This is a genomic window from Rhizobium esperanzae, from assembly GCF_014197615.1.
Lineage (GTDB): Bacteria > Pseudomonadota > Alphaproteobacteria > Rhizobiales > Rhizobiaceae > Rhizobium > Rhizobium esperanzae_A.
In genome coordinates this window covers 88,237-111,597 of record NZ_JACIFY010000021.1, presented here as the reverse complement: position 1 = coordinate 111,597, position 23,361 = coordinate 88,237, and the positions used below count along the sequence as shown (strand labels likewise).

The following is a 23,361-nucleotide window of genomic DNA, read 5'->3' as shown; positions in this document are numbered from 1 at the left end:
GAACGGCGCGCCCGCGAAGGCGCGCCGGTTTTGCGGCGGCAAGGGCAAACATGGCGACGTCGAGATCGATCAATTCTTTCAAGACCCCTTGCCAGCAATGTCCTTTGCGGCCGCTGCCGCATTTCAGGGAATTCAGCCGCGATGAGCTGGAATTCGTCTCGACCTTCAAGAGGGGAGAGCTGGCCGTCGACGCTGGTTCCACCATCCTTGTCGAGGGCGCCCACAGCGCTCACCTCTTCACCGTGCTTGCCGGCTGGGGTTTTCGCTACAAGATGCTGGAGGACGGACGCCGCCAGATTCTGAATTATATCATGCCGGGCGACCTGATCGGTCTGCAGGGAACGATCGCCGGCGAGATGCAGCATTCGGTCGAAGCGCTCTCAACGGTTTCCCTTTGCGTCTTCGAGCGCGACAGGCTGATGACGCTCTACAACAAACACCCCTCGCTCGCCTTCGACATCACCTGGATCGCGGCGCGCGAGGAACGCATCCTGGACGAGCATCTGCTCTCCATCGGCCGCCGCACAGCGCTGGAAAGAGCCGCCTACCTGATCGCTTTTTTGTTTGAGCGTGGCCGGAAGCTTAACCTCTTCAGTGGCCGCACATTCATTCCCATCACCCAGCAGCACATTGCCGACACGCTTGGCCTTTCCATCGTTCACACCAACAAGACTTTGAAAAAGCTCGGTGAACGTGGGCTGATCCGCTGGCAGGAGCGCGGCTGCGAGGTGCTGAACGGCGAGGAATTGATGACCATATCCGGCTGGGAAGGGCTCGGGGAAAGCAAACGTCCCTTCATCTGATCGTCGCCGGATGACGATATCGCGAAAGAGCTCTGGAGCCTGCCCGGTTTCTCAGCGTCATGCCGTGGCCAACCCGCTTGCTTATGTCTTTTTTAAATGCGCATTAGCGGCAGGGAAAATAAGGTTGGCCGTCATCGTTCCTCCGATTTGATTCTTATCGACCGGGCAGAAAAATGTTTTATTCAAAGATGGTGGCGGAATTCACCGATAGCGTGCCATGCGGGGCACCGGAGGGCAATGATGTTGGCGAAACAGCCGGGGCGCTGCGACAGGCGTCCGACGGAGGGCATGGATTGATGAGCGCAATCCGTGTTCTGGTTCTGGAAGACAGTCTGATCATCGCGATGGAGGCGGAGGATATGCTGCGCCTTGCCGGCGTCGAAAGCATCGATATCGTCGGCAGCGTGGAACAGGCAAAGGCTGCCATCTCGGCGGAGACATATGATTTCGCCCTTCTCGACGTCAATCTCGGCGAGGGCATGAGCTTCGGATTTGCCCGTCATCTCCTCGATATCGGCATACCCTTCGGCTTCGTCAGCGGCTATTCCGATACGGGCGATTTCCCGCCCGACCTGCAGTCCATTCCGCTTTTGGTGAAGCCTTTCGACGAAACGGCGATGCGTGAATTCCTGCTGAGGCTTTTCCCGGCTGTCGCCTGACGCGGTCCATGACTGCAGCGGGGGCGATGACAGCAGTCAGGCCTTGGATTAGGATGGATTCGTCAGCGGTGAGGACTTCTTTCGATGCAGTGGCAGGACCATGCGATCATCCTGGGCGTGAAGCGCCACGGTGAGACGAGCGTCATCGCCGAGGTGATGACACGTGATCGCGGCCGCCATCTCGGCCTGGTGCGTTCCGGCCGCTCGCGCGCCATGCAGCCGGTACTGCAGGCTGGCAATGCCGTCGAGGTCCTCTGGCGTGCCCGGTTGGACGAGCATCTCGGTGAATTCCGCGTCGAGCCGGTGACGCTGCGCGCCGCCCGCCTGATGGAAACGGCGACCGCCGTTTACGGTGTCCAGGCGATGGGCGCGCTGCTGCGGCTGCTGCCGGAGCGAGATCCGCATCCGCACCTCTTCGATGCGCTGGAGGTCATCCTCGATCACCTGCACAACCCGGCCGATGCCGGCGAGCTTTTCGTGCGTTTCGAACTTGCGGTGCTGAACGATCTCGGCTTCGGCCTCGATCTTGCCGAATGTGCCGCGACCGGCGCCCGTTCCGATCTCGCTTATGTCTCGCCGAAATCCGGCCGCGCCGTCAGCCGCAGCGCCGGCGCCCCCTGGGCGGACAAGATGCTGCTGCTGCCGCCTTTCCTCAGCATCGAAGGCAATCAAGCGGCCGATTTCGATAGTCTCGCAGCCGCATTCCGTCTGACGGGATTTTTTCTGCATCGCCACGTCTATGAACCGCGCGGCATCGAAGCCGTGGCAGCCCGCGACGGCTTTGTTCAGGCGGCCCTTAAAGCGCTCAATCCAGCCTTGCGGACGCTTTCCGCTGCGGATGGTATTTCCGCCTGACCTTTTCTCCGGGGCATTTTTTACCCGTGCAAAACATCCTCCGGATTTGGCGGTTTACCCGCATGGGAGCTCTTCCTATGTCTTGGAGACGCCAATCGAGGAGGATCTCATGCTGACCAAAACCGCATCACCAACGACGATCACGCTCTGGAACGGCCGCGAAATTCCGCGTCTCGGCATGGGATGCTGGGCGATCGGCGGTCCCTTCTTCGCCGGTGACATGCCGCTTGGCTGGGGCGAAGTCGACGACGATGAATCGGTCGAAGCGATCGACCGCGCGATCGAACTCGGCATCCGCTTCTTCGATACGGCCTCGAACTATGGCGCCGGCCATTCGGAGGAGGTGCTCGGTCGGGCGATCGGCAATCGCGACGATATCGTCGTCGCCACCAAGTTCGGCTTTGCCACCGATCCGCAGACCAAGCAGGCAACGGGCGCCTTCGCCGATGAGGCCTTCATCCGTCGTTCGGTCGAGACCTCGCTGCGTCGTCTCAAGCGCGACCGCCTCGATCTCCTGCAGTTCCACATCAATGACTTTCCGCTGGAACAGTCGGATGCCGTCTTCGATACACTGGAAGCGCTGCGCGCCGAAGGCAAGATCGATGCGTTCGGCTGGAGCACCGATTTTCCCGATCGTGCCGCCCGCCATGCCGGCCGCCAGGGTTATGTCTCCGTGCAGCATACGATGAACGTCTTCGAACCCGTGCCGGAGATGATTGCGGTGATCGAAGGGAAGGGGCTGATCTCCATCAATCGCGGTCCGCTGGCCATGGGGCTCCTGACGGGCAAGTTCACCGCCGACAAGGCAGTGGGCGCCAAGGATGTACGCGGCGCGGCCCTCGACTGGATGGTCTATTTCAAGGACGGGCGCATGGCCCCGGAATTTGCCGCAAGGCTCGATGCCGTCCGCGATCTCCTGACATCGGGCGGCCGCACGCTGACACAGGGGGCGCTTGCCTGGCTCTGGGCGAGGTCGCCGCGCACCCTGCCCATTCCCGGTTTCCGCACCGTCGCCCAGGTGGAGGAAAATGCCGGCGCGCTGGAGAAGGGTCCGCTATCAGCTGATATCATGGCCGGGATCGACGCCGCACTCGGGCATGCGTGAAGGTTGGTCACACTCCCCCACGCTCCCTCATTACTGTGCTCGTCACAGGAATCCAGCCACCGCGCGTCGGCGCCCAAGGATTTGGGCGCACTGGATTCCCGGGACGAGCACAGGAAGAGAGGGAGAACGTTACAGCGCGTGCGGAACAAAGCAGCCTACCGCATTCGACTCGACCTACGCTCGTGCGCGAACCTTCAATGGCCAGCCCTCCGGCCGAGCCTCGATGATCTTCACCTCGTCGCCGATCGTGATCCTGCCGCTGCCGCGCGGCGTCACATTCCAGCCGAACAGCGGGCCGGGCACGCGGCGGTCGGCCGACATGCGGATGCGGCCCATGGCCGGCATCGGGTTGGCCACCTCGCGTGAGCCGGTCAGCTGGTCCTGCGTCGTCATGATGCAGCGCGAACAGGGTTTGACGAGATCGAAGCGGATGCCTGATATTTCGATCGCCGCCCAGCGATCCTCGGGCCAGGCCTCGTCGATATCGATGACGATATTTGGACGGAAGCGTTCCATGCCGACGCTGCCTTCGCCATGGGCGGCGAGATTGGCGTTCAGCGCCTTCAGCGAACCGGTCGTCGTCACCAGGATCTGGTAGCCGTCGGTGAATGTGACCGGCGTGCCTTCGCCAGCCCATTCGGCATTCGCCGTCCGCCGCGCCTGCCCGTCGAAGAAGACCAGCCGCACCTCGCGGCCAAGCCATTCGGAAAGCCGGCGGTTGCTGTCGGGATCGGCGACGGCGGCGCTGACGGTCGATTTCCACACGGTCACATCCATGCGGGTGTCGGACCGAGGCGGCGGCACCGATAGTTCAGGCCCTCCCTCCATCAGCACCCGAAAGGCGCCGGGTTCCGGCCGCAGCGCGATGCGCGCGAGATCCGGCAATTCGCGCTGGGTGATGAAGTGCCCCTCGGGATCGGTGATCATCGCCCGCCGGTCGCCGGACAGTCCGTGGGCATCGATGTCGGCGGCGGGCAGCGCAATGCCGCGGGCACTCTTGAGCGGGTAGATGAAGAGGTCGCTGATACGCATGCCGTTCTCCTGGATCTCGTGCTCTAAAGCGCGTCACGAACTTTCAGATTTGCTCGTCGCGCTTTGGCTTCTTGTTTTACGCCTGTCGTTATCGCAAAGCCGCGGCACAGTTTTGCGCGACAGGCGCTAGATTTCATCCATGAATGCCGAGAGGAAATCGCGCAGGCTTTTGTCGCGCGCGGCCGCCAGCCTGCGGCCGGTCTCGGTCTGGAACCCTTCCGCCAGCTTGAACAGCTTCGTCTGGAAGTGGTCAATGGCATAACGCTTATCGTCGAGCGGGCGGTGTTCCGCCGCCGGATCGAACGGATCGTAGAGCCCCGATCCCAGTCGTCCGGCGATATAAAAACAGCGGGCGGCGCCGACCATGCCGATTGCGTCCAGCCGGTCGGCATCCTGCAGGATCTTCGCCTCCAGGGTCTGTGGCGCCACCCCGGCCGAAAAACTATGCGCGGTGATTGCATGCGCCGCAGCCTCGATATCCCTGCCGCTCCAGCCGAGGTCCGCCAGGATCGCCGATGCTTTTTCCGCCGCCAAGGCCGATGCTTTTGCCCGCAGCGGCGAATTCTTCTCGACGGCGACGCAGTCGTGCAGCAGCACGGAAGCGGCAAGAATCCGCCCGTCGCCGCCTTCTCCAGCATGGATGCGCATGGCGTTGCGAAAGACGCGCAGGATATGGGCAAGATCGTGCGAGCCGTCGTCGCCATCGGCCGCATGCGCAATTAGCGCCGCCGCCAGCGTTTCATGAGGGGAGAAGGCTTCAGCCTCGAACATCGCGCCACCTGTCATGAGGAAGATTAAAGCATCGGCTGCAAGCCAACACCGCCAAGCATGCGACAGGGACGCCGCCGCAATCGCCGTCGATTTTCTAGCGGCTTGCCGTGCGAGTCGCAATCGCGCCGATCTCAGCGCCTGGTTTCAGGAAGACGCATCACGCCGCCGTTCTCGGCGGCAGGGAGAGAAGGTGGGGCACGTCGCGCGCCGGTCTCGGTGGACTGATATGGTAGCCCTGGATCTCGTCGCATTCCTCGCATTCGAGCAGCGTCAGCTGCGCGGCCGTCTCGACGCCCTCGACGGTGACGCGCATGCCGAGCGCATCGCCGAGCAGGATGATCGCGTGCATGAGCGCATGCGCTTCCTTGTTGCCGGCGATGTCGCTGACGAAGGACTTGTCGATCTTGATCTTGTCGAAGGGAAAGCTGGAGAGATAGCTCAGCGAGGAATAGCCGGTGCCGAAATCGTCCATCGAAATGCGGATGCCGCGCTCCTTCAGCGCATGCAGGATCGGCAGCACCTCGTCGAGATTCTCCATCAGCACGCTCTCGGTGATTTCGAGTTCGAGCCGCGACGGCGACAACGAGGCGGCGGCAAGCGCTTCGCCGACGTCCTTGGTCAGGTCGCTGCCGCTGAATTGGATTGCGGAAACGTTGACGGCGACCTTGATGTCTTCCGGCCATTGCGCCGCATCGCTGCAGGCTCGGCGCAGAACCCAGCGGCCGATATCGACGATGAGGCCGACTTCTTCGGCTAGCGGAATGAAATCCATCGGCGGGACGCGGCCGCGGACGGGGTGATTCCAGCGGATGAGAGCCTCGAAGCCGCAGATGCGCCGTTGCGAGAGGTCATAGAGCGGCTGGTAATGCAGCTCGAATTCGTCGTTCTCAACGGCCGCTCTGAGATCTGCCTCGAGCGCGTGGCGCAGTTGCATCTGCGCTTCCATCTGACTGTCGAAGAAACGCTGGCGTTTGCGCCCGTCGGCCTTGGCATGCGACAGCGCCACGCCGGCATGCTTCAGCAGGATATCGGTTTCCTCGCCATCACCAGGGGCAATTGCGATCCCCATGGAGACGCTGAGCTCCACTTGTTTCTCGCCGTGGAAAAATGGCTCCGAAAGCTCGTCGCGGATCTGCTCGGCTAGGGTGGTCACGTTCCACGGCTGCTGTCTGCCTGCCTGCAGGATGGCGAATTCATCCGAGCCGAGGCGCGCCAGGACGTTCTTTGAACCGGCCAGGGCTCGGATCCGCTCGGCGACCTGTTGCAGGATCTTGTCGCCGACCGATACGCCCATCGTATTGTTGATCGATTTGAATCGGTCGAGATTGAGGTGAACGAGGGCAATCTGTCCGTCCGGCTTGCGCTCGATGAGCGCCGCATCGACCTGCTCGCGGAAATGGATACGGTTCGGAAGGCCGGTCAACGGATCATGGTGGGCGAGATAGGTGATACGCTCGGCCGCTTTTCGATCCTCGGTAATATCGGCATGCATGGCGATGCTGCTGCCGTCGGCAAGGATGGTCACCATGCTCTGGATGGTGCGGCCGTCGTCCATCAGCCACTCGCGTCGACGGATACTGCCGCTTGTTGCGATCGCGGCGGAATGTCGGCCGATCCGCCGGCCGGACTTGGCGCCGGCGCCCTCCGCACCGCGCATTTTGGCGATGAGATCGGTGATGGTCGCGCCGACGGTGACATCGTCCTGCGTCAGGCCGAAGAGTTGAGCGAAGCGAATGTTGGAAAGCGTCAGCCGCTGATCTGCGTCGAAGACGCTAAGGCCGAGTGGCAGATTGTTGAGAATGATTTCGAAGAGTCTCTGCTGTCCGTCGAACGCCTGGCTGAGGGCGGATATATTGCCTCTCAGCGCATGGTTTTCCTGAAGCAGGGTTTCCGCGCTTCGCTCGACTTCGTCATAGTCACTTTCATGGACGCGATAGGTCGCGATCACAAGCTCCATCAGACGCTGCGCATCGACCGATCCATCGGCCGTCACGGCCTGGCTGCATTGCTGCCAGAAGAGCGCTTCAGCTTTCATGGAGATGCTTCCGGCAGGACGGCTGCGGCGGTATTGGTAGTCTCTTGTTGATGGACGTACCTCATGGCGTCGGAAAGCCTTTCCAAAATGAACATTGAATTGATTTTTTATAGGTTAAACGCCTGGGTGGTGTCTCGTGACACCTATTCTGGATGGGCCGGATTAATATTCGGTTGCAGTGCAGCAGCGACGGCACGTCGTTAGACTTTTGTTTTATATGTGAAAAATCGCTGAAATACCGCGAGGTCCCCTTCATTCGACGCAGGCGGAAGGCTGGCGTCACGGCATTCCGTTAACCGTTGTCAATCATCGTTAATAAGAAGTTAACAACTTATTGACGCACTGCGCAAATCAGTTTAACCAGCGAGTCAACAGTGATTTTCCACCTTCGTATTGCGTACAAACACCACCGGCAAAAGGCGGTGAATGGAGGTTTGTATGACCAGCACCACATCCGTTTCCGATACTTCATATGCTTATCTGGCGACGCTTTCCCGGCTTGATTCCAATGGCGACGGCGTCCTCAGCCGCGGCGAACGCGCCGCCGATGAGAAGCCCGGCATCATCAAGGAACTCCTGGAAGACGACAGGACCAACGAGACCCAGCCGAGATTTTCCGGCAGCCTGATTGCGCTGATGATGGACACGCGTGACAGCGGCACAGCAAGCAATATCGCCGTTCCCTATCCTTTGCAGCAGACTGCGCCAGCCTCGGGTGAGCAGTCGGACGTGGTCTACCGCAATACCTACGGCCAGTTCGATTTTAACGCCGTCGCCTGATCCACTCCCGAATCGGGCGATCTGCAAGCCGGCCGTTTGGCCGGCTTTTGCTGTCTGAGGTCCCTCGATCAGGAACACCTTCCGGGCTGACACGTTCAGAAGGACAACCGGACGGAAGGAGATCTCCATGAAAGCCATGTGCACCATCGCCGCCCTGAGCCTGCTTGCCGTTGCATTGCCGGCGGGCGCTCAGGACAAGCAGACGGCGATCGCCAATTTCGTCGGCAAGGACGGCAAGGAAGACGGCCGCGCGCAGCTGACGGCTGCCGCCAATGGCGGCGTCCTGATCGAAGTCGAGATATCGGGACTGCCGGCGAACAAATGGGTGGCCTTCCATGTTCATGAGACCGGCCGCTGCGACGCGGCAACTCACCACGAATCGGCCGGCGGCCACTTCAACCCCGGGAAGGCCGAGCACGGCATCCTTGCCGCCAAGGGGCCGCATGCCGGCGATCTGCCCAATCAATATGTCGGACAGGACGGGATACTCCGGGCGCAGGTCTTCGACAGCATGGTCACGCTCGACGGCAAGACAGACGGCATTCGCGGCCGCGCATTGATGGTGCACGCCAATTCGGATGATTATCGCAGCCAGCCTTCCGGTGATGCCGGAGAAAGGTTGTCCTGCGGCGTCATCCAATAACCGGCTGGCACAAGTTCCTCAGTCGGAATCGATTGGGCATAAATTCTGCATGTCTTATTGCCGCGTCGGCGCCGGCTTTTGGCCGTCGCCCGGCCGCTGGAGATGTTTGCCGGGGCAGCGTCCGATACATCCGCTACTACGGCCGGTTTGTCGTTTGCCTTCTCGTCGAAGGCGAGTTTTACCCGCTTGACCATGTCACGGCTGACCACCCACCAGTCACCGGTCTTTGCCCAGTAGCGCAGCGTCACGACGATCGCGTTGTCGCCGATACTGTCGATGAAGACGCTTGGTGCCGGTGATGGCAGCACCCGCGAATCGGCTTTGGCCAGACCCATCAATCTTTCCATCGCCTGATCGAGGTCATCCTCATCGGCGACCTTGATCTTCAGTTCGTTCTGCCGGGTGGCCTCGCGGCTGAAATTGGTGATCGGCGTATTCCAGAGCGTCGAATTCGGCGCCAGCCGATAAAGTCCGTCGGTGGTTCTGAGTTCGGTTGCAAACAATCCGATTTCACGCACCGTGCCGGCGACGCTGCTGGTCTCGATATATTCGCCGACGCGGAACGGCCTGAGGATCAGGAGCATGATGCCGGCGGCGATATTCTGCAGCGTCCCTTGCAGTGCCAGTCCGATCGCGAGGCCGGCTGCGCCGAGTGCCGCGATGATGGAAGCCGTCTGAACGCCGAATTGGCCGAGCACGGTGATGAACACCAGGATGAGCAGTGCGTAGCGCAGCACATTGGTGAAGAATCGCGCCAGCGTCTCGTCTATGCCATGGACGCGCGACAGGCCTTCATAGGCCCAGCGGCTGGCAAAACCGGCAAGTGTCCAGCCGAGAACAAGCAGGATCACCGCCCCGAGGACGGAGAAGGAATATTGCACCGCCAGCGCGCTCGCCTGGCTGAGCGCCGTTTGCGTGGCGAGAAGGACATCGGCTGCCTGTTGTTCCATGATCTGGCCCTGTCGTTGTGCTTGATCGGGGCCTAGATGGAGCGGCTGGCGGCAGCGTCAACCGCAGGCGGCATCCCGGATCGCCAGCACGAAGGGCGCGTTGCCGTCGGCATCAGCACCGCGTCCGATTGCTCGAACCGCTGCAACCAGCCGGCCGCCGCGGTTCAGCAGGGTGTCGCCGATCTCGATCAGCCGGGCATTCGGAGTGGCGAAAGGCGAGGCGGTTCGCAGCCGGCGGGCAAGGCCTTCCTCGCTCTGCTCGGGTGCAAGCGAAAGGGCTGCGATCAGGGCTGCCGCCGGCGATCGCGACACGCCCATCCAGCAATGGATGAGCAGCGGCGTCTCCTGCCGCCACGATGCGGCAAAGTCGATAAGCCCGCGGACATGCGTCTCGTCGGGCGCCACGAGACCGCCGGTACCCTTGAAGGCGATGTCGTTCATCGCAAGTGTCAGATGACGATCGGCCGCGATCACGCCCGGTCGGTGAAAAGCCTGTTCCCTGGCGATCAGGCTGATCATGTCACGCGCCTTATGGCGCACGGCCATCTCCGTGATGCGCGACAGCGGTGAGACGACGATGAAGCTCACGATACCATCTCCCGCTCGGCTTCGATTGCCGCGAAGCGCTCGCAGAACAGCCGCTGCGCTTCGACCGCCGGCAGCGGTTCCATCATCAGCATTTCCCTGCTGATGCCGCGCGGCTGGCCGAAGAATTTCTGCGCCTCGGCGGGCGTGAAGCCGGCGAGCACCGTCGCCTCGAAATAGGCGGCGATCGTGTCGGCCTTCTTGATTCGCTCCTTGAGGTCGCGCGAGGGATGTGGCGGCAGGCCGAAGCGCAGGTGCACGGCGGCCTCCAGCCGCGTTTCCACCGTCTTGTAGCCGCCGCCGACCACCGATTTGAACGGCGAGATCATATCGCCGATCACATATTCGGGCGCATCATGCAGCAGGGCCATCAGACACTCCTGCGGCCGGGCATCGTTGACGCGGCGGAAAATATCTTCGACGACGAGACTGTGCTGCGCCACCGAAAAAGCATGATCGCCCGACGTCTGGCCGTTCCAGCGGGCGACGCGCGCCAGCCCATGAGCGATGTCGGCGAGTTCGACGTCGAGCGGCGAGGGGTCGAGCAGGTCGAGCCTGCGCCCGGACAGCATGCGTTGCCAGGCACGCGGAGCTTTCGCCGCTGTCACGCGCTGGCCTCGTCGGCACTGGTGGGAAAGGCGAGGCCGGACCATTCCGGCAGGACCAGGGAAACGGGTGTTTCGCCGGCGAGCAGCGGCGTGCCTGCCGCCATCGCGGCGCCGGCGCGGTCGATACGCACGATCGCCAGTCCATGGTTGCCTTCGACCGAACCGAGTGTGCCCAGAGGCTTGCCGGCGGCGGTAATCTCGGTTCCGGTTCCCGGCAGGGCTGTGATGGCGGAAACGGTCACGACACGCCGGCGCGCGGTGCCGCGGTGCTGCATGCGCGAGACGACCTCCTGGCCGACATAGCAGCCCTTTCGGAAGGAGAGGCCGCCGTTGAAATCCATCAGCACGTCATGCGGGAAGGCGTCCTGCAGGGCGAAGTCCGATCCGGAGGTGACGATGCCGAGGCGGATCCGCAGCGCGTCGTAGAGCGCTTGCACGCCGTCGCCGTGTTTTCCCGCCCGGCGAATGAGTGTGACGCCCGCCTTGGCGAAGCGACTGTCCCAGGCGCCCTGGCTGCCTCGGGCGCCCTGGCTATCTTGGCCATTCTCGATCCTGTCGGCATCCTCGCCCCAGGAAACGGTGATACCTTGCTCGACGCGCGGCGCGAGCGTCACGGCGGCGCGCAGCTTGTACATCGTCAGCCGCTTGAGCAGGCCATCACGCTGGTCGGTGTCCGTTTCGATCGTGTAGCCGTCGCCCTCCCGCCAGATCATGAAATCGAACAGGATCTTGCCCTGCGGCGTCAGCAGCGCCCCGGGGCGGGCTTCGTCGGGCCCAAGCGCGGCGATATCGGTGGTGATCAGGTTCTGCAGGAAGGATTGGGCTTCCGCGCCGCTGACAGTGAGCAAGGAGCGGTTTTTCAGGAATACGGCTGGCATGGCGGAACCTGTCGCGTTGGTCATCGCTCAGAGGTATGTCTTCGCGAGGTGGATCGCAAGCGCCATGCGAGACGCCAAGGGCGCAGGCCGAAGCGCGTCAATCGCCGGCGGTGAAGAATTTCCATTTGCCGTCCGGCTTGATGCCGAGACGGTAGAAATTATAGCCGCCGAATTCCTGCATATCGGAAAGATCGCCTGCGGTGACGATGCGCAGCAGCTCGACGCGCTCCGGCGGCGTCAGCGACTTCAGATCCTTCTCGGCAAAATAGGGCCAGACATACATTTCATCGGGCGTGCCCTGGCCGACATGCACGAAGCCGGTCGAGATGATGTCGAGCATGATGGCGAGGATTTCGTCTCCGTCGGGATCACCGGAAAGATCCTTCAGCGTGCCGATCGGATCGTCGGTCGGCTCGCCTACAGTCACCTGAGTCTGCTCGGAGCCGGTGCCCATCAGCGGCCGCAGCCGTTCGAGATCGCCGGAGGCGGCCGCCTCGACGATCTGCTCGCGCATCTTGCGAACCGGCTCGGGTACCTTGCTGATGTCGTAGATCACCTCGACGGGCTTGGATGTATCCTGAGCGCTCGGCGTCTTGTCGACACCCTGATTGTTCTGGCTTTTAACCAGCGGATCGGCCATGGGAACGCCGGGAGTGGTTCCGCTCTGCGGCTGGCTCTGTGCCGGAGCGCTTCCCGGCGCAGCCGGGGCGTCATTGGCCGCCTGGCCGGGGATCTTGTGCAGTTCGGAAAGCGCGTAGGCTGCCGGCGCGAGGGAGATATTGCCGGCGGCGAGGCTGAATGCAAGCAGCACCGGCGCGAGCGGAATTCGCGAAACTTTCTCTTTACCGGTGCGCATCAAACTCTCTGATATCGATTATTGCAGGGTGCGGTTCGCGGAAAATTCGCCGGCAAGCATGCGCTCACGCAGCGAATCAAGCAGGGCTTCGGCGCTGCTTTCCCCGTGCAATCTGATCGTCTCTCTCAGCGCATGCGCAATAGCGGCATCAGCGATGATCTCAGTCTCGATTCCGTCGGCCATACCGTCGGCCCAAGCCTCGTTCTGGTATTCCAGAGCCGCCTGCATCTTTTCATGGACGATCATATCGTCGATCTCGTTGAGGCTTGCTTCCATTGTCTTTTCCTCAGAACTTCTCATGTCTTACCGCACTGTTAACAACACTAACAGCCTTTTCCCAAAACGACACGTCCGCATGCGAAAACAGGTTAATTAAACGTCAATTTCCAAAACGCGAGGTAATTTCTGTGGCGAGTGTTGCACCTTCGTTACGGTAGCGCTCTTCTGCCACGATGGCGGCCGGGGTGCAATCCGTATAGACGGAGGCAAAGGCGCGGTAGCCACGATTGAAGGCCGCCGTGAGCTTTTCCCTGCGCTGCTGTTCGCCTCCGGTCTCCGAATCGAGCAACTGCTGCATGCCGTTTCGCCATTCGTCGCCGCCTGCCGCCTTGCAGAGCGTTCTGAGATAATGCACCGAACCCAACACCTCGGCGAGCCGCGCCAGCTTGTCGTCATAGGGCACGATCACGGCCGGCGGCGGTGCAATCTCCTCCTGCGGAGGCGGCGTATTCTTGCCGCCCTGCGCCATGGTGGGGCCGGCGAGCGCGAGCAGGGCCAGGACAGGCAGGGGCAGGAAGACGCGTCGAACGGGAATCATGCTGATAGTTGATACGCTGAGCATGACGGCAACAAGGCGCCCCCGAAAATTTCCACTTCTATTCGCTGGCCGCCGGAGCACGATGCCGAACGATTTTCTTATGACATCAGGCTCCAACTTTTTAATCCAGGACAGGATTTGAGGCCGATCCGGCCGAATCATCCTGATCCAACCGCTCTGCGCATTCGAGCACGCTTTGCGGCACGGGCAGAAGCCGGATTTCGTCCACCGTGTACCAGCCCAGTGCGGCCGCATCGTCGGCGGCTTCCGCCACCGCGTCTCCGTCGGCCTCGACCCGAAAGACCGACAGGAGGAAATGGCTGCTGACGCTGCCATCGGCCGCATGTGTCTTCAGGTCATAAGTCGAAAACAGCCGCGGATTGCGCACCGAAATGCCGGTTTCCTCACGGAATTCCCGCAATGCCGTTTGCTCCGGCGTTTCGCCCGGTTCGCCGCGCCCGCCGGGAAAGGCATACATGTCGGCGGAAGGCGGATTGCGCCGCAACACCAGAAGGAAACGTCCATCGCGTTCAAGAATGGCGGAGGAGGCGGCTTTAGCGGTGGAGATCATGGGGCTGCTCTTGCTGTGACGGCCCATCCTATCTGATGAATATCGCTGAAGAAATGCGAAGGGCTCGAAAGGTGCTTCCGTGACCTACATCATCTATGCCTTTGCCGCGGTCTTCGAGATATCAGGCTGCTTTACCTTCTGGGCATGGCTGAAGCTCGAAAAGCCCCTCTGGTGGCTGGCGCCCGGCATGGTCTCGCTGGCGCTTTTCGCCTGGCTTCTGACGCTGGTACCGAGCGAAGCCGCCGGCCGCACCTTCGCAGCCTATGGCGGCATCTACATCGTGGCTTCGCTGGCCTGGCTCTGGCTGATCGAAGCCCGTGTGCCCGATCGCTATGATATCGGCGGAGCGCTGATCTGCCTTGCCGGCACGAGCCTCATTCTCTTTGGGCCGAGAGGCTGAGCATGTCCCGCAAAGCGGGCAGCAACTATCGCATCGCTGTTTCCGAAAATCGTTCCGCTTTCAGGCCGATAGGCTGGGCGCCTTGACCGGGCACGAGCCGGGTGCAAAGACAGACCGATGTGTGGACGTTTCGCCCTGACAATATCGAGCGCCGACCTGCGCGATTTCTTCTCCGGTCTTGATCTCGACGATTTTCCGGCGCGCTACAATATCGCGCCAACGCAGCCGATCCTTGTCGTTATGTCGGGCGAGGGCAGGGAGCAGGGCAGCAATTTGCCCGACCGGCGCGCCGTGCTCGTGCGCTGGGGCCTGACGCCCGGCTGGGTCAAGGATCCCCAGGACTTCCCGCTGCTGATTAATGCCCGATCCGAAACCGCGATCGGCAAGGCTTCCTTCCGCGCGGCCATGCGCCACCGCCGTGTGCTCATTCCAGCCTCCGGCTTCTACGAATGGCATCGCCCGTCCAAGGAAAGCGGCGAGCGGCCGCAGGCCTATTGGATCCGGCCGCGACGGGGCGGGGTCGTCGCCTTTGCCGGGCTGATGGAGACATGGTTTTCGGCCGATGGCTCGGAAGTCGATACCGGCGCGATCCTGACGACCTCGGCCAATGCAGGCATATCGGCAATCCATGATCGCATGCCCGTCGTCATCAAGCCCGAGGATTTTTCGCGCTGGCTCGATTGCAAGACGCAGGAGCCGCGCCAGGTGGTCGACCTGATGCGGCCCGTCCAGGACGATTTCTTCGAGGCCATCCCGGTCTCCGACAGGGTCAACAAGGTCGCGAATATGGGGCCGGACTTGCAGGAACCTGTCGTCGTCGAAAAGCCGCTGAAGGCGCCCGAGAAGCAAAGGCCCGACGACGGCCAGCTCAGTTTCTTCTGAAAACGGTATCCGCCATTTTCACTCGGCGCCCTATCCTTTCCGGTTGGAAGCGCAGCACGTTAGGCGGATTTCTTGACGCTGCCCGGCTTGTTCTTCGCCATCAGCGATGCTGCGACAACGGCCTTCAGGCCGACCGGGCGATAGTTGGCGGCGAGGTCAGGCTTGGCGGTCTGCTGTTCACCGGCACTGCTCTTCTTCGAAGTCACGATACTCTCCTTACCTGGATCTTCCCTGGGTATTTTGTTTTTTGAAGTTTCATCACGAATAGCGACAAAATGGGGACGCAGCTTATCAGGATTTGTAAACGCGCACCATAAATCGCGAGGCTTAACTGAAGCCTACGTTGGTTAATACTTACTGAAGGGAGCGGTTCCAGGAAAAGTGCGAAGGCAGTTTTTCTGGGGAAAGAGCGCGAAACAGTTTCCCCGGCCAAGCACAGACTTTTGCGGGGACCCTTCGCAACGAAGAGCGAGAAGCATTCCCGTCGGCCGGAAAAATCGGGAAATGCTCAAAGATCAGATGTGGCGGCCGATGTCGTCGTCGCCGACGCCGGGTTCCTCGATCGTCAGCGTTCCGTATTTGCGCCGCCATCTCCGCGCGCCGAAGGGAAGCGAAACGAGGTAGGCGGCAACGGTGAAAACCATCACCTCCCATGTGTAGCTCATCAGCAGAGCCACATAGAGCACGACGCCGAGCATCATCGGCAGCACGAGATCGCGCCGCAGGCGGCTGCCTTCCGATTTGCCGGACCAGACCGGCAGCCGGCTGATCAGCAGGAAGGCGATGGCGACGGTGTAGATCGACGAGAGATAGGCAAAGGTGCGATCCGTCACCAGCCCGAGGAAGCCGAGATAGACCGGCAGCAGCACCAGCATGGCGCCGGCTGGCGCCGGCACGCCGACGAAATATTCCGATTGCCAGCTCGCCTTGTTCTCGCGTTCGGCCATGACGTTGAAGCGCGCAAGGCGAAGCCCGGCGGCGATCGCATAGATCAGCGCGGCGATCCAGCCGAGCGAGCGGGCCTGGTCGAGTGCGAAGACATAGACGACGAGGGCGGGTGCGACGCCGAAATTGACGATGTCGGCAAGCGAATCCATCTGCGCCCCGAACTTCGAGGTCGCCTTCATCAGTCGTGCCACGCGCCCGTCGATGCCGTCGAGGAAGGCGGCGAGCAGCACCATCGAGACGGCGAGTTCGTAACGGTTTTCGAAAGCCAGCCGGATGCCGGTCAGCCCGGCGCAGATCGCCAGGATGGTGATGAGGTTCGGAAAGACGAGACGCAGCGGGATTTCGCGCAGCCGCGGGCCGCGGGCAGAATCATCCGGCCCATTGGGCTCGAAAGGCGGAAAAGGCGTTTCCATATCGCGTTCCAATCTTCCTAGCTGCGGCGGCTGATGACAGGACCCTTGGCGGAGGCGAATTCGGCGATAACAGTTTCCCCGGCAACCGCCGTCTGGCCGAGCGAGACACGCGGTGCCGCACCGGCCGGCAGGAACACGTCGAGCCGCGAGCCGAAACGGATCAGCCCGAAGCGCTCGCCGGCATCGACGGGCTCGTTGGGGTTTGCCCAGCAGAGGATACGCCGCGCCACGAGGCCGGCGATCTGCACGACGCCGATCTGGCCGTGGCGTGTTTCGATCACCAGCCCGTTGCGCTCGTTGTCCTCGCTCGCCTTGTCGAGTTCGGCATTGACGAAGCTGCCGGAGCGGTAGTTGATGCTGACGATGCGCCCGCGCATCGGCGCCCGGTTCACATGGCAGTTGAAAACATTCATGAACACCGAGATGCGCAGCATCGGCTCGGAGCCGAGGTTGAGCTCGGCCGGCGGCGTCACCATCTGGATCGCCGAGACCTTGCCGTCGGCGGGGGAGATCACCAGATCGTCGTCCTGCGGGGTCACGCGTTCGGGATCACGGAAGAAATAGGCGCACCACAGCGTGAAGATCATGCCGATCCAGAAGAGCGGCTTGAAGATCCAGCCCAGGATCAGCGACGCGACGAAGAAGGCGGCAACGAAGGGATAACCCTCCTTATGCACGGGGACGATCGTGTTGCGAACCGTGTTGAACAGGCTCATGCTGTCGGTCTCCTTGCGTTGTCGTTTTTTGCTGGTTAGCGAAAAACCGTCTCCGGGGCAATGCTGTGGCCCCGGCACTGGTTCCGACGCCGGGGTTCTGAACAACAAAAGCCCGCCGGCGCCGTTCTCCCTGTTCAGCTTTCTCCTGGGTTCAGCTGGCCGGAGCAAGCCGCGTGATCACGCCGAGATCGTCGCTTTCGCGCACCTGCTTCAGATGTTCCTCCGCCTGCGTCGCCTCGCGCTGGCGGTTCCACATCGAGGCATAGAGGCCGTTCTGTTCGAGCAGGGCGGCATGTGTCCCGCGCTCGGCGATCTCGCCGCTTTTCAAGACGATGATCTCGTCGGCGCCGATGACGGTCGACAGCCGGTGGGCAATGACCAGCGTCGTGCGGTTTTTCGACACCATGTCGAGCGCGGTCTGGATTTCCCGTTCCGTCGTCGTGTCGAGCGCCGATGTCGCCTCGTCGAGGATCAGGATCGGCGGCGCCTTCAGGATGGTGCGGGCGATCGCCACCCGCTGCTTCTCGCCGCCCGAAAGCTTCAGCCCGCGTTCGCCGACCTTGGTCTCGAACCCCTCGGGCAGCGCCTCGATGAAATGCGCGATCTGCGCCACCTCGGCCGCTGCAAAGACCTCGCCGTCGCTGGCCGACGTGCGGCCGTAGCGAATATTGTAGGCGACCGTGTCGTTGAAGAGCACGGTATCCTGCGGCACCATGCCGATATGAGAGCGCAGGCTCTTCTGCGTCACACCGCGGATATCCTGGCCGTCGACGGTGATCGTGCCGCTCTGGATATCGTAGAAGCGATAGAGCAGGCGCGACAGCGTCGATTTGCCGGCGCCCGACGGGCCGACGACGGCAACCGTCTTGCCGGCCGGCACCTCGAAGGAGATGCCCTTCAGGATCGGGCGGGCCGGGTCGTAGGCGAACTGCACGTCCTTGAAGGCGATCGCGCCCTGGCCGATCCGAAGCTCGGTCGCGTCAGGCGCGTCCTTGACCTCGGCCTTGACCTCCAGGAGATCGAACATCTGCTCGATGTCGGTCAGGCCCTGGCGGATTTCGCGGTAGACGAAGCCGATGAAGTTGAGCGGCGCGGAAAGCTGCAGCAGCATCGAATTGACGAAGACGAAATCGCCGACCGTCTGCTCGCCGCGCTGCACGGCCAGCGCCGACAGCACCAGCATGATCGTCGTGCCGATGCCGAAGATGACGCCTTGGCCGAAGTTCAGCCAGCCGAGCGACGTCCAGACATCGGTCGCCGCCTTCTCGTAGCGCTCCATCGACTTGTCGAAGCGTTTCGCCTCCATCTCTTCGTTGCCGAAATATTTGACGGTTTCGAAATTGAGCAGCGAGTCGATCGCCTTGGTGTTGGCGTCGGTATCACTGTCGTTCATCGATCGGCGGATGGCGATGCGCCAGTCGGAGGCGCGGATCGTGAACCAGATATAGGCCCAGACCGTAAAGGCGGTGACGGCGAGATAGGAGAAGCCGTAGCCCCACCAGAAGATCGCCGCCGTCAGCAGGAATTCGATGACGGTCGGAACCGAATTGAGGATCGTGAAGCGCACGATCGTTTCGATGCCTTTGGTGCCGCGCTCGATGATGCGCGAGAGGCCGCCGGTCTTGCGCTCCAGATGGAAACGCAGCGACAGCTCGTGCATGTGCACGAAGGTCCTGTAGGCGAGCTGGCGCACCGCATGCTGCCCGACGCTGGCAAACAGCGCATCGCGCAGCTGGTTGAGGCCGAGCTGGATCAGCCGGGTGACGTTATAGGCGATGACAAGCGCGATGGCGCCGGCAAGCAGCGGCGGCACGGTGCCGGCAAGATCCATCCTGCCGTTCAAAGCATCGGTCGACCACTTGAAGAAATAGGGGACGAGCAGCAGCACGAACTTGGAGATCAGCAGGAAGACCGAGGCCCAGACGACGCGCATCTTCAGGTCGGTGCGGCCGGCCGGCCACATATAGGGCCAGAGGTTGAGCAGCGTCTGCAGCAGGTTGGATTCCGAGACTGTCTTGCTGTTTGCCATGCCTGTCTCCAGTCCGGATGGGACTTGCCGCGGTCGCGGCGCTTCGATGCCCGGCAAAGCGCGGGCCGTGGGACGTGCCTGAAAGCGTTTCCCGCGATTCCGAGCCGCCATCGCCAGATAGGGTGCCGGCCGGACGAATACAACAAGTGCGGGGTTCGGGAAAAGCCAAGCCGGGCGGTTATCCCGCCCGGCTTGATCGCCTCGGTTCGATGTTAGAGATGCTGCTTGGAGAGCCGCTTGCGGTGCAGCTCTTCGGCATTCGGCAACGCATCCTTCGGCAGGCCGAAGATCTGGCCGGGACGGATGCGATCGGGATCGACGATCTTGTCCTCGTTGGCGATGTAGATCGTCGTATAGCGAACGCCGAGGCCATAGGTGCGGCGCGAGATCTGCCACAGCGTGTCGCCGCGGCGAATGATGACCGCCGCATTGTTTGCCGTCAGCGGCGCCTGTTCGATCGTCTTCGGCTGGTTGCTTCCGACCTCGTTGGCAGCGGGTGCAGTCGGCTGGGGTGCCGCGGTGAGCTCGGCGATCAGGCTGCCGAGCTTGTCGAGTGCTGCGCCGACGGACTTCGCATCCCCGGGCAGGCTCTGCAGCAGCTTCAGCGCATTGCCGGCGACCTCAGAGGCGGAGCCGGACGTTTGCTTGAAGGCGTCGGGCGCATCGGCCGCCGGGCGGAAGTCGGCGACGGAGCGCAGCGCGAATTCCGTTGCCGAGCGCGCCGCCGCAAGCTGTTCGGCGCCGGGCAGCTTGCCGTCGGCAAACAGCCCCTTCAGCAGGCCGAAAGCCTTGCCGGCTTCGGCCTTGCGCTTGCCGAGCTCGCCCTCGTCGAGCGGCACCATCGTGGAAGCGCCATCCGCGTCGGCGGGACCGGCTTGCGCGGCGACCCTGACCTGATCGCCGGCCGGGCGATTGAAATTCACCGCTGCGCGCACGATCACCTTGCCGGCGGGATCGACGACATCGACGCGGATCTTGTGGTCGCCGACCGAAAGCGCCACCACGCCGTCGATGACGAAATGGCCGTCGGAACCGGCCGTGTCCTGGCCGACGAGGCTGTCGTCGGCATAACCGATGACCTTGGCGTTGGAGCGCGTCGTGCCGGCGATGAAGATCTTGTCGCCTTCGATTTCGACGGCATTGACCATCACATCGGGCGCATTGGTCTTGTCGGGTGCGGCGGTGCCGGGAATGGCCGGTGCCGTCGCAGCATTGTCGGAGGCGGCGGCGTCGCTGAGGTTTGGCGTCTGCAGCGCCAGTTCGCCGGTTGCGGCAGGCGCAGCCGCGGTCTCGCCCGTTGCCGGCTTGTCGGCAGGCGCCGCCATCGGATTGGAGGCGTCGGCGACTTCGGTTCCGGCCTTCGGTGCGGTGATGATGCGGCTTGCTGCGCCGGGTTTGGAGACCATGGCGAGCAGATTGGCGCCATTGCCGTCCTTCGGCACGGAAATCGTCGCAACCTCCTCGGAAAGCGTGCTCTTGCCGTCCTTGCCGGTGAACTTGAGCACGAGCTGGTGGTCGCCGGCCGAAAGCGGATCGTCGAGAACGGCAGCGAAATCGCCGCTCGCACCGACATCGGCCGTCGTCACCACCTTCTCGCCGTCAAGCACTTCGAGCTTGCCGTTCGGTTCGGCGGAGCCGGCAATCACCGTCGAGCCGTCGGGCTCGACGCGCAAGACGTCGAAGGCCGGAAGCTTCGGGCCGGCAGTCGCCGCTGCGTTGTTTGCAGCAGGGGCGGGCTCGGGCGCACCGGTCAATGCTGCCTCGGCCTTGGCGATGGCGACAAGCGCATCGGCAATGTTCTCCGGCAGCGTCTGGATGATGGCGAGCGCCTTCGCGCCGCCTTCCTTAGCCTTGGTTGCAATGGCCTGGGTCGCGGGATCGAGCCCCTCGGGGATTGCGAAATCGGCAAGGGCGGTCAGCGCCTTGACAGCCTTGGTCTTGGCGGCGGTGAAGACATCGTCGGCAGGGCCTTTGCCGTCGGCAAACAGCGCCTTGAGTTCACTGAGCGACACGCCGGCATCGGTCGACAGGCGTCCCACCTTGTCGGTGACCGCAGCCGCGTCGGCGACGGTCGAGCGCGATGTCTTTGCCGCTTCGTTAACCGTGTTCTTGAGCTCCGTGCTCGCCTGGTTGATGGCGTCGCCGACCTTGGCTGCATCGCCGCCGATGCGCGGCATGACAAAAAACACCATCAGTAGGATTGCGATTACGAGGACTGCAAGGGCCAGCAAGCCGGCACGGTTCTTCATCATTATGTCTCCCCAGGCGGCAATTTGCCGTAGTAACCAAAATTGCTAGCGATTCCCGTTGCTTTTCACAAGCATTCAAAGCAATTAGGCAAGCTAGGCACGCTGCTTTTCAGTCAATTTTCTTGACTGCATTGAAATGGAATAGTTGTTTGCCCCTTATGACCGAGCAATCTGTATCGATTCGATCCATCTGCGTTTACTGCGGCTCCAGGCCGGGACGCGATCCCTCCCACATGGCGGCCGGGCGTGCTCTCGGAAGAGAGATCGCCGAATACGGCCTGCGCCTCGTCTATGGCGGGGGCACCAAAGGCATCATGGGCGCGGTTGCAAGCGGGGTGCTTTCAGGCGGCGGTCAGGTGACAGGTATCATTCCCGAATTCCTGATCGATATGGAAGCGACTCGCCACTCGCTCGGTCAGCTCAACGAGCTTATTGTAACCCCTGACATGCACGCGCGCAAACACACGATGTTCGAGCGTTCCGACGCTTTCGTCGCGCTGCCCGGCGGCATCGGCACGCTGGAAGAGATCGTCGAGATCATGACCTGGGCGCAGCTCGGCCGCCACGAAAAGCCGATGGTCTTTGCCAACATCAACGGTTTCTGGGATCCGATGATGGAACTGATGCGCCATATGACGGACGAAGGCTTCCTGCACACCGCCCACCGGGTGCAGCCGCTCGTCGTCGACGAAATCTCCGGCATCATTCCGGCGATCATGGCCCAGGCAGCCCAGCTCGCCGCCGATCGTGACGGCGAGGATGAGGTGATTTCGAAGATGTAGGCGCGGCAGCCCCTGGCGCTGACCAGCTTTTCGCGGACCTATTCAGCTATAGGTTGAAACAAGCTCAGTCACCTGAGAGCGCATCCATCGGTTTGCGGGATCATTGTCGCCTGCCGCCGACCAGACCATCGATATCGGGCTCACCGTCAAATCGAGGGGAACCTCGGCGATCGCCAAGCCGAACAGGCCGGCATAGCGCTTCACAATTCTGGTTGGCAGGGTGGCGATCAGGGGCGCTTCGAGGACGGTGGTCAGCACGGTCAGGAATTCCGGCGCTGCCACAGACACGTCGAGCCGCACGTTGATCCGCTTCAACGCGTCATCAATGCAGCCTTCGATGGCGTCCTTCTGGGAAACCAGGGCATGCTTCAGGCCGAGATAGCTGTCGCGGTCCAAAGTTTCGGGAAGATCAAGAAGCTTCGGATTGTAGCAACACATCAGCGATTGCTCGAACAGCAGGCTCCGCCGGTGTCTGTTGTTGCCGTCATCGTAGCAGCCGACGCCGAGGTCGATGACATTGTCGTCCAGGAGCTTATGGACCAGCTCGGGGTTGACCGCTCGTGCAAGCACTTTGATACCGGGGGCAGTCTCGCTCAACATAGCGGCGAGACGCGGCACGAGCAGCACCTCGAGCTCGCTGGAAAAGCCGATGCGGAATATTTGCTCAGCCCGGCCCGGCTCGAAAGTCGCCGGCGTTACGATTGCCTGCTGCGTGCGGGTAAGTATCTGCTCCACGGCTTCGGCGAAACGCAGCGCCCGATGGGTCGGCTGCATGACCTGGCCGACACGCACGAACAGCTCGTCCTCAAGCAAGGTCCGGAGAGTGCCGAGATTATGGCTCATGGCGGGCTGCTGGATTTTCAGCCGGACAGCCGCTTTCGTCACGCTCCGCTCCTTCATGAGGGCATCGAAGGCGACGAGCAGGTTCAGGTCGAAAGACCACAAATTGAAATGATCGATGGAGACAATTTCATTCATCGATTTGATCGTTGCA

At 62.1% G+C, this 23,361-nt stretch carries 24 protein-coding genes and 2 pseudogenes; 9 read left to right on the top strand and 17 right to left on the bottom strand.

Annotated elements, in window-relative coordinates:
* Positions 1-50: 50 nt before the first annotated feature.
* The 4 genes from GGD57_RS24610 (at position 51) to GGD57_RS24595 (ending at position 3,422) form a co-directional block, all read left to right on the top strand.
* Positions 51-803: a Crp/Fnr family transcriptional regulator gene (locus GGD57_RS24610; protein ID WP_184472828.1), complete on the top strand. Its 753-nt coding sequence runs from the start codon at positions 51-53 to the stop codon at positions 801-803.
* A gap of 173 nt (positions 804-976) precedes the next feature.
* Positions 977-1,462 (top strand): hypothetical protein, encoded by a 486-nt coding sequence (locus GGD57_RS24605; RefSeq protein ID WP_184472827.1) that lies wholly within the window; start codon positions 977-979, stop codon positions 1,460-1,462.
* A gap of 84 nt (positions 1,463-1,546) precedes the next feature.
* Positions 1,547-2,317 carry a DNA repair protein RecO gene (gene recO / locus GGD57_RS24600; protein ID WP_184472826.1) on the top strand — a complete coding sequence of 257 codons (771 nt, stop codon included), beginning with the start codon at positions 1,547-1,549 and terminating at the stop codon, positions 2,315-2,317.
* Between the two features lie 109 nt (positions 2,318-2,426).
* Entirely contained in the window at positions 2,427-3,422 is a 996-nt protein-coding gene (locus tag GGD57_RS24595) for an aldo/keto reductase (RefSeq protein ID WP_184472825.1), read from the top strand.
* Between the two features lie 174 nt (positions 3,423-3,596).
* Here GGD57_RS24595 and GGD57_RS24590 read toward each other — a convergent pair whose 3' ends face one another.
* The 3 genes and pseudogenes from GGD57_RS24590 to GGD57_RS24580 all read right to left on the bottom strand — a co-directional run bounded on the left by GGD57_RS24590 (position 3,597) and on the right by GGD57_RS24580 (position 7,260).
* Positions 3,597-4,454: an MOSC domain-containing protein gene (locus GGD57_RS24590; RefSeq protein ID WP_184472824.1), complete on the bottom strand. Its 858-nt coding sequence runs from the start codon at positions 4,452-4,454 to the stop codon at positions 3,597-3,599.
* A 126-nt stretch (positions 4,455-4,580) separates the two neighbouring features.
* Positions 4,581-5,225 (bottom strand): HD domain-containing protein, encoded by a 645-nt coding sequence (locus tag GGD57_RS24585; protein ID WP_246713730.1) that lies wholly within the window; start codon positions 5,223-5,225, stop codon positions 4,581-4,583.
* Positions 5,226-5,356: 131 nt separating this feature from the next.
* Positions 5,357-7,260: pseudogene (locus tag GGD57_RS24580) on the bottom strand (putative bifunctional diguanylate cyclase/phosphodiesterase).
* A gap of 438 nt (positions 7,261-7,698) precedes the next feature.
* On the opposite strand from GGD57_RS24580, the gene GGD57_RS24575 reads away from it, so the two are divergent.
* Positions 7,699-8,040, top strand: a complete 342-nt coding sequence (locus GGD57_RS24575) for a hypothetical protein (RefSeq protein ID WP_246713729.1) — start codon at positions 7,699-7,701, stop codon at positions 8,038-8,040.
* Positions 8,041-8,167: 127 nt separating this feature from the next.
* A complete protein-coding gene (locus tag GGD57_RS24570; RefSeq protein WP_184472821.1) occupies positions 8,168-8,683 on the top strand; it encodes a superoxide dismutase family protein in 516 nt (171 codons plus the stop codon).
* Positions 8,684-8,737: 54 nt separating this feature from the next.
* Here the strand turns inward: GGD57_RS24570 and GGD57_RS24565 are convergent.
* The 8 genes and pseudogenes from GGD57_RS24565 to GGD57_RS24530 form a co-directional block, all read right to left on the bottom strand.
* Positions 8,738-9,633 (bottom strand): annotated as a pseudogene (locus GGD57_RS24565) (mechanosensitive ion channel family protein).
* 57 nt (positions 9,634-9,690) lie between these two features.
* The gene (locus tag GGD57_RS24560; RefSeq protein WP_184472819.1) at positions 9,691-10,221 is read right to left on the bottom strand and encodes a tyrosine phosphatase family protein; all 531 of its coding nucleotides are present in this window, start codon (positions 10,219-10,221) and stop codon (positions 9,691-9,693) included.
* Positions 10,218-10,826, bottom strand: a complete 609-nt coding sequence (locus GGD57_RS24555) for a YfbR-like 5'-deoxynucleotidase (protein ID WP_184472818.1) — start codon at positions 10,824-10,826, stop codon at positions 10,218-10,220. Before GGD57_RS24555 ends, GGD57_RS24560 begins: the two co-directional genes overlap by 4 nt.
* On the bottom strand, positions 10,823-11,704 hold the full coding sequence (locus GGD57_RS24550) for a YgfZ/GcvT domain-containing protein (protein ID WP_184472817.1): 882 nt from the start codon (positions 11,702-11,704) through the stop codon (positions 10,823-10,825). The genes GGD57_RS24555 and GGD57_RS24550 overlap by 4 nt, the downstream gene beginning before the upstream one ends.
* A 97-nt stretch (positions 11,705-11,801) precedes the next feature.
* On the bottom strand, positions 11,802-12,560 hold the full coding sequence (locus GGD57_RS24545; RefSeq protein WP_184472816.1) for a hypothetical protein: 759 nt from the start codon (positions 12,558-12,560) through the stop codon (positions 11,802-11,804).
* 18 nt (positions 12,561-12,578) lie between these two features.
* Positions 12,579-12,836 (bottom strand): hypothetical protein, encoded by a 258-nt coding sequence (locus tag GGD57_RS24540; protein WP_003574226.1) that lies wholly within the window; start codon positions 12,834-12,836, stop codon positions 12,579-12,581.
* A 103-nt stretch (positions 12,837-12,939) separates the two neighbouring features.
* On the bottom strand, positions 12,940-13,401 hold the full coding sequence (locus GGD57_RS24535; protein WP_184472843.1) for a TIGR02301 family protein: 462 nt from the start codon (positions 13,399-13,401) through the stop codon (positions 12,940-12,942).
* Between the two features lie 97 nt (positions 13,402-13,498).
* Positions 13,499-13,948, bottom strand: coding sequence for an NUDIX hydrolase (locus GGD57_RS24530; RefSeq protein WP_184472815.1), 450 nt, complete (start codon positions 13,946-13,948; stop codon positions 13,499-13,501).
* Positions 13,949-14,027: 79 nt separating this feature from the next.
* Between GGD57_RS24530 and GGD57_RS24525 the strand changes: the two genes are divergently transcribed.
* Positions 14,028-14,348, top strand: a complete 321-nt coding sequence (locus tag GGD57_RS24525; RefSeq protein WP_184472814.1) for a YnfA family protein — start codon at positions 14,028-14,030, stop codon at positions 14,346-14,348.
* Positions 14,349-14,465: 117 nt separating this feature from the next.
* Positions 14,466-15,230, top strand: a complete 765-nt coding sequence (locus GGD57_RS24520; RefSeq protein WP_184472813.1) for an SOS response-associated peptidase — start codon at positions 14,466-14,468, stop codon at positions 15,228-15,230.
* A 59-nt stretch (positions 15,231-15,289) separates the two neighbouring features.
* On the opposite strand, the gene GGD57_RS24515 is transcribed toward GGD57_RS24520, so the two are convergent.
* From GGD57_RS24515 to GGD57_RS24495, 5 genes are all read right to left on the bottom strand, one after another.
* Positions 15,290-15,436, bottom strand: a complete 147-nt coding sequence (locus GGD57_RS24515) for a hypothetical protein (RefSeq protein WP_164517671.1) — start codon at positions 15,434-15,436, stop codon at positions 15,290-15,292.
* Between the two features lie 309 nt (positions 15,437-15,745).
* Complete coding sequence (pssA, locus tag GGD57_RS24510) at positions 15,746-16,591, bottom strand: CDP-diacylglycerol--serine O-phosphatidyltransferase (protein ID WP_184472812.1); 846 nt, start codon at positions 16,589-16,591, stop codon at positions 15,746-15,748.
* Between the two features lie 17 nt (positions 16,592-16,608).
* Positions 16,609-17,385 (bottom strand): phosphatidylserine decarboxylase, encoded by a 777-nt coding sequence (locus GGD57_RS24505; protein ID WP_348645996.1) that lies wholly within the window; start codon positions 17,383-17,385, stop codon positions 16,609-16,611.
* Positions 17,386-17,458: 73 nt separating this feature from the next.
* Positions 17,459-19,336 carry an ABCB family ABC transporter ATP-binding protein/permease gene (locus tag GGD57_RS24500; RefSeq protein ID WP_184472810.1) on the bottom strand — a complete coding sequence of 626 codons (1,878 nt, stop codon included), beginning with the start codon at positions 19,334-19,336 and terminating at the stop codon, positions 17,459-17,461.
* 212 nt (positions 19,337-19,548) lie between these two features.
* On the bottom strand, positions 19,549-21,588 hold the full coding sequence (locus GGD57_RS24495) for a LysM peptidoglycan-binding domain-containing protein (RefSeq protein ID WP_184472809.1): 2,040 nt from the start codon (positions 21,586-21,588) through the stop codon (positions 19,549-19,551).
* A 155-nt stretch (positions 21,589-21,743) separates the two neighbouring features.
* On the opposite strand from GGD57_RS24495, the gene GGD57_RS24490 reads away from it, so the two are divergent.
* Positions 21,744-22,367, top strand: coding sequence for a TIGR00730 family Rossman fold protein (locus tag GGD57_RS24490; protein ID WP_085736738.1), 624 nt, complete (start codon positions 21,744-21,746; stop codon positions 22,365-22,367).
* A gap of 42 nt (positions 22,368-22,409) precedes the next feature.
* Here GGD57_RS24490 and GGD57_RS24485 read toward each other — a convergent pair whose 3' ends face one another.
* Positions 22,410-23,345, bottom strand: coding sequence for a LysR family transcriptional regulator (locus tag GGD57_RS24485; protein WP_184472808.1), 936 nt, complete (start codon positions 23,343-23,345; stop codon positions 22,410-22,412).
* Positions 23,346-23,361: the final 16 nt, after the last annotated feature.

Bases quoted from the DNA above. Each gene is read 5' to 3' on its own strand.
- GGD57_RS24535 (WP_184472843.1), bottom strand. From the start codon at position 13,401: ATGCTCAGCGTATCAACTATCAGCATGATTCCCGTTCGACGCGTCTTC.
- GGD57_RS24485 (WP_184472808.1), bottom strand. From the start codon at position 23,345: ATGAATGAAATTGTCTCCATCGATCATTTCAATTTGTGGTCTTTCGAC.
- GGD57_RS24550 (WP_184472817.1), bottom strand. From the start codon at position 11,704: ATGCCAGCCGTATTCCTGAAAAACCGCTCCTTGCTCACTGTCAGCGGC.
- GGD57_RS24570 (WP_184472821.1), top strand. From the start codon at position 8,168: ATGAAAGCCATGTGCACCATCGCCGCCCTGAGCCTGCTTGCCGTTGCA.
- recO (WP_184472826.1), top strand. From the start codon at position 1,547: ATGCAGTGGCAGGACCATGCGATCATCCTGGGCGTGAAGCGCCACGGT.
- GGD57_RS24585 (WP_246713730.1), bottom strand. From the start codon at position 5,225: ATGTTCGAGGCTGAAGCCTTCTCCCCTCATGAAACGCTGGCGGCGGCG.
- GGD57_RS24495 (WP_184472809.1), bottom strand. From the start codon at position 21,588: ATGATGAAGAACCGTGCCGGCTTGCTGGCCCTTGCAGTCCTCGTAATC.
- pssA (WP_184472812.1), bottom strand. From the start codon at position 16,591: ATGGAAACGCCTTTTCCGCCTTTCGAGCCCAATGGGCCGGATGATTCT.
- GGD57_RS24540 (WP_003574226.1), bottom strand. From the start codon at position 12,836: ATGGAAGCAAGCCTCAACGAGATCGACGATATGATCGTCCATGAAAAG.
- GGD57_RS24595 (WP_184472825.1), top strand. From the start codon at position 2,427: ATGCTGACCAAAACCGCATCACCAACGACGATCACGCTCTGGAACGGC.
- GGD57_RS24610 (WP_184472828.1), top strand. From the start codon at position 51: ATGGCGACGTCGAGATCGATCAATTCTTTCAAGACCCCTTGCCAGCAA.
- GGD57_RS24490 (WP_085736738.1), top strand. From the start codon at position 21,744: ATGACCGAGCAATCTGTATCGATTCGATCCATCTGCGTTTACTGCGGC.
- GGD57_RS24575 (WP_246713729.1), top strand. From the start codon at position 7,699: ATGACCAGCACCACATCCGTTTCCGATACTTCATATGCTTATCTGGCG.
- GGD57_RS24500 (WP_184472810.1), bottom strand. From the start codon at position 19,336: ATGGCAAACAGCAAGACAGTCTCGGAATCCAACCTGCTGCAGACGCTG.
- GGD57_RS24520 (WP_184472813.1), top strand. From the start codon at position 14,466: ATGTGTGGACGTTTCGCCCTGACAATATCGAGCGCCGACCTGCGCGAT.
- GGD57_RS24590 (WP_184472824.1), bottom strand. From the start codon at position 4,454: ATGCGTATCAGCGACCTCTTCATCTACCCGCTCAAGAGTGCCCGCGGC.
- GGD57_RS24545 (WP_184472816.1), bottom strand. From the start codon at position 12,560: ATGCGCACCGGTAAAGAGAAAGTTTCGCGAATTCCGCTCGCGCCGGTG.
- GGD57_RS24605 (WP_184472827.1), top strand. From the start codon at position 977: ATGTTTTATTCAAAGATGGTGGCGGAATTCACCGATAGCGTGCCATGC.
- GGD57_RS24530 (WP_184472815.1), bottom strand. From the start codon at position 13,948: ATGATCTCCACCGCTAAAGCCGCCTCCTCCGCCATTCTTGAACGCGAT.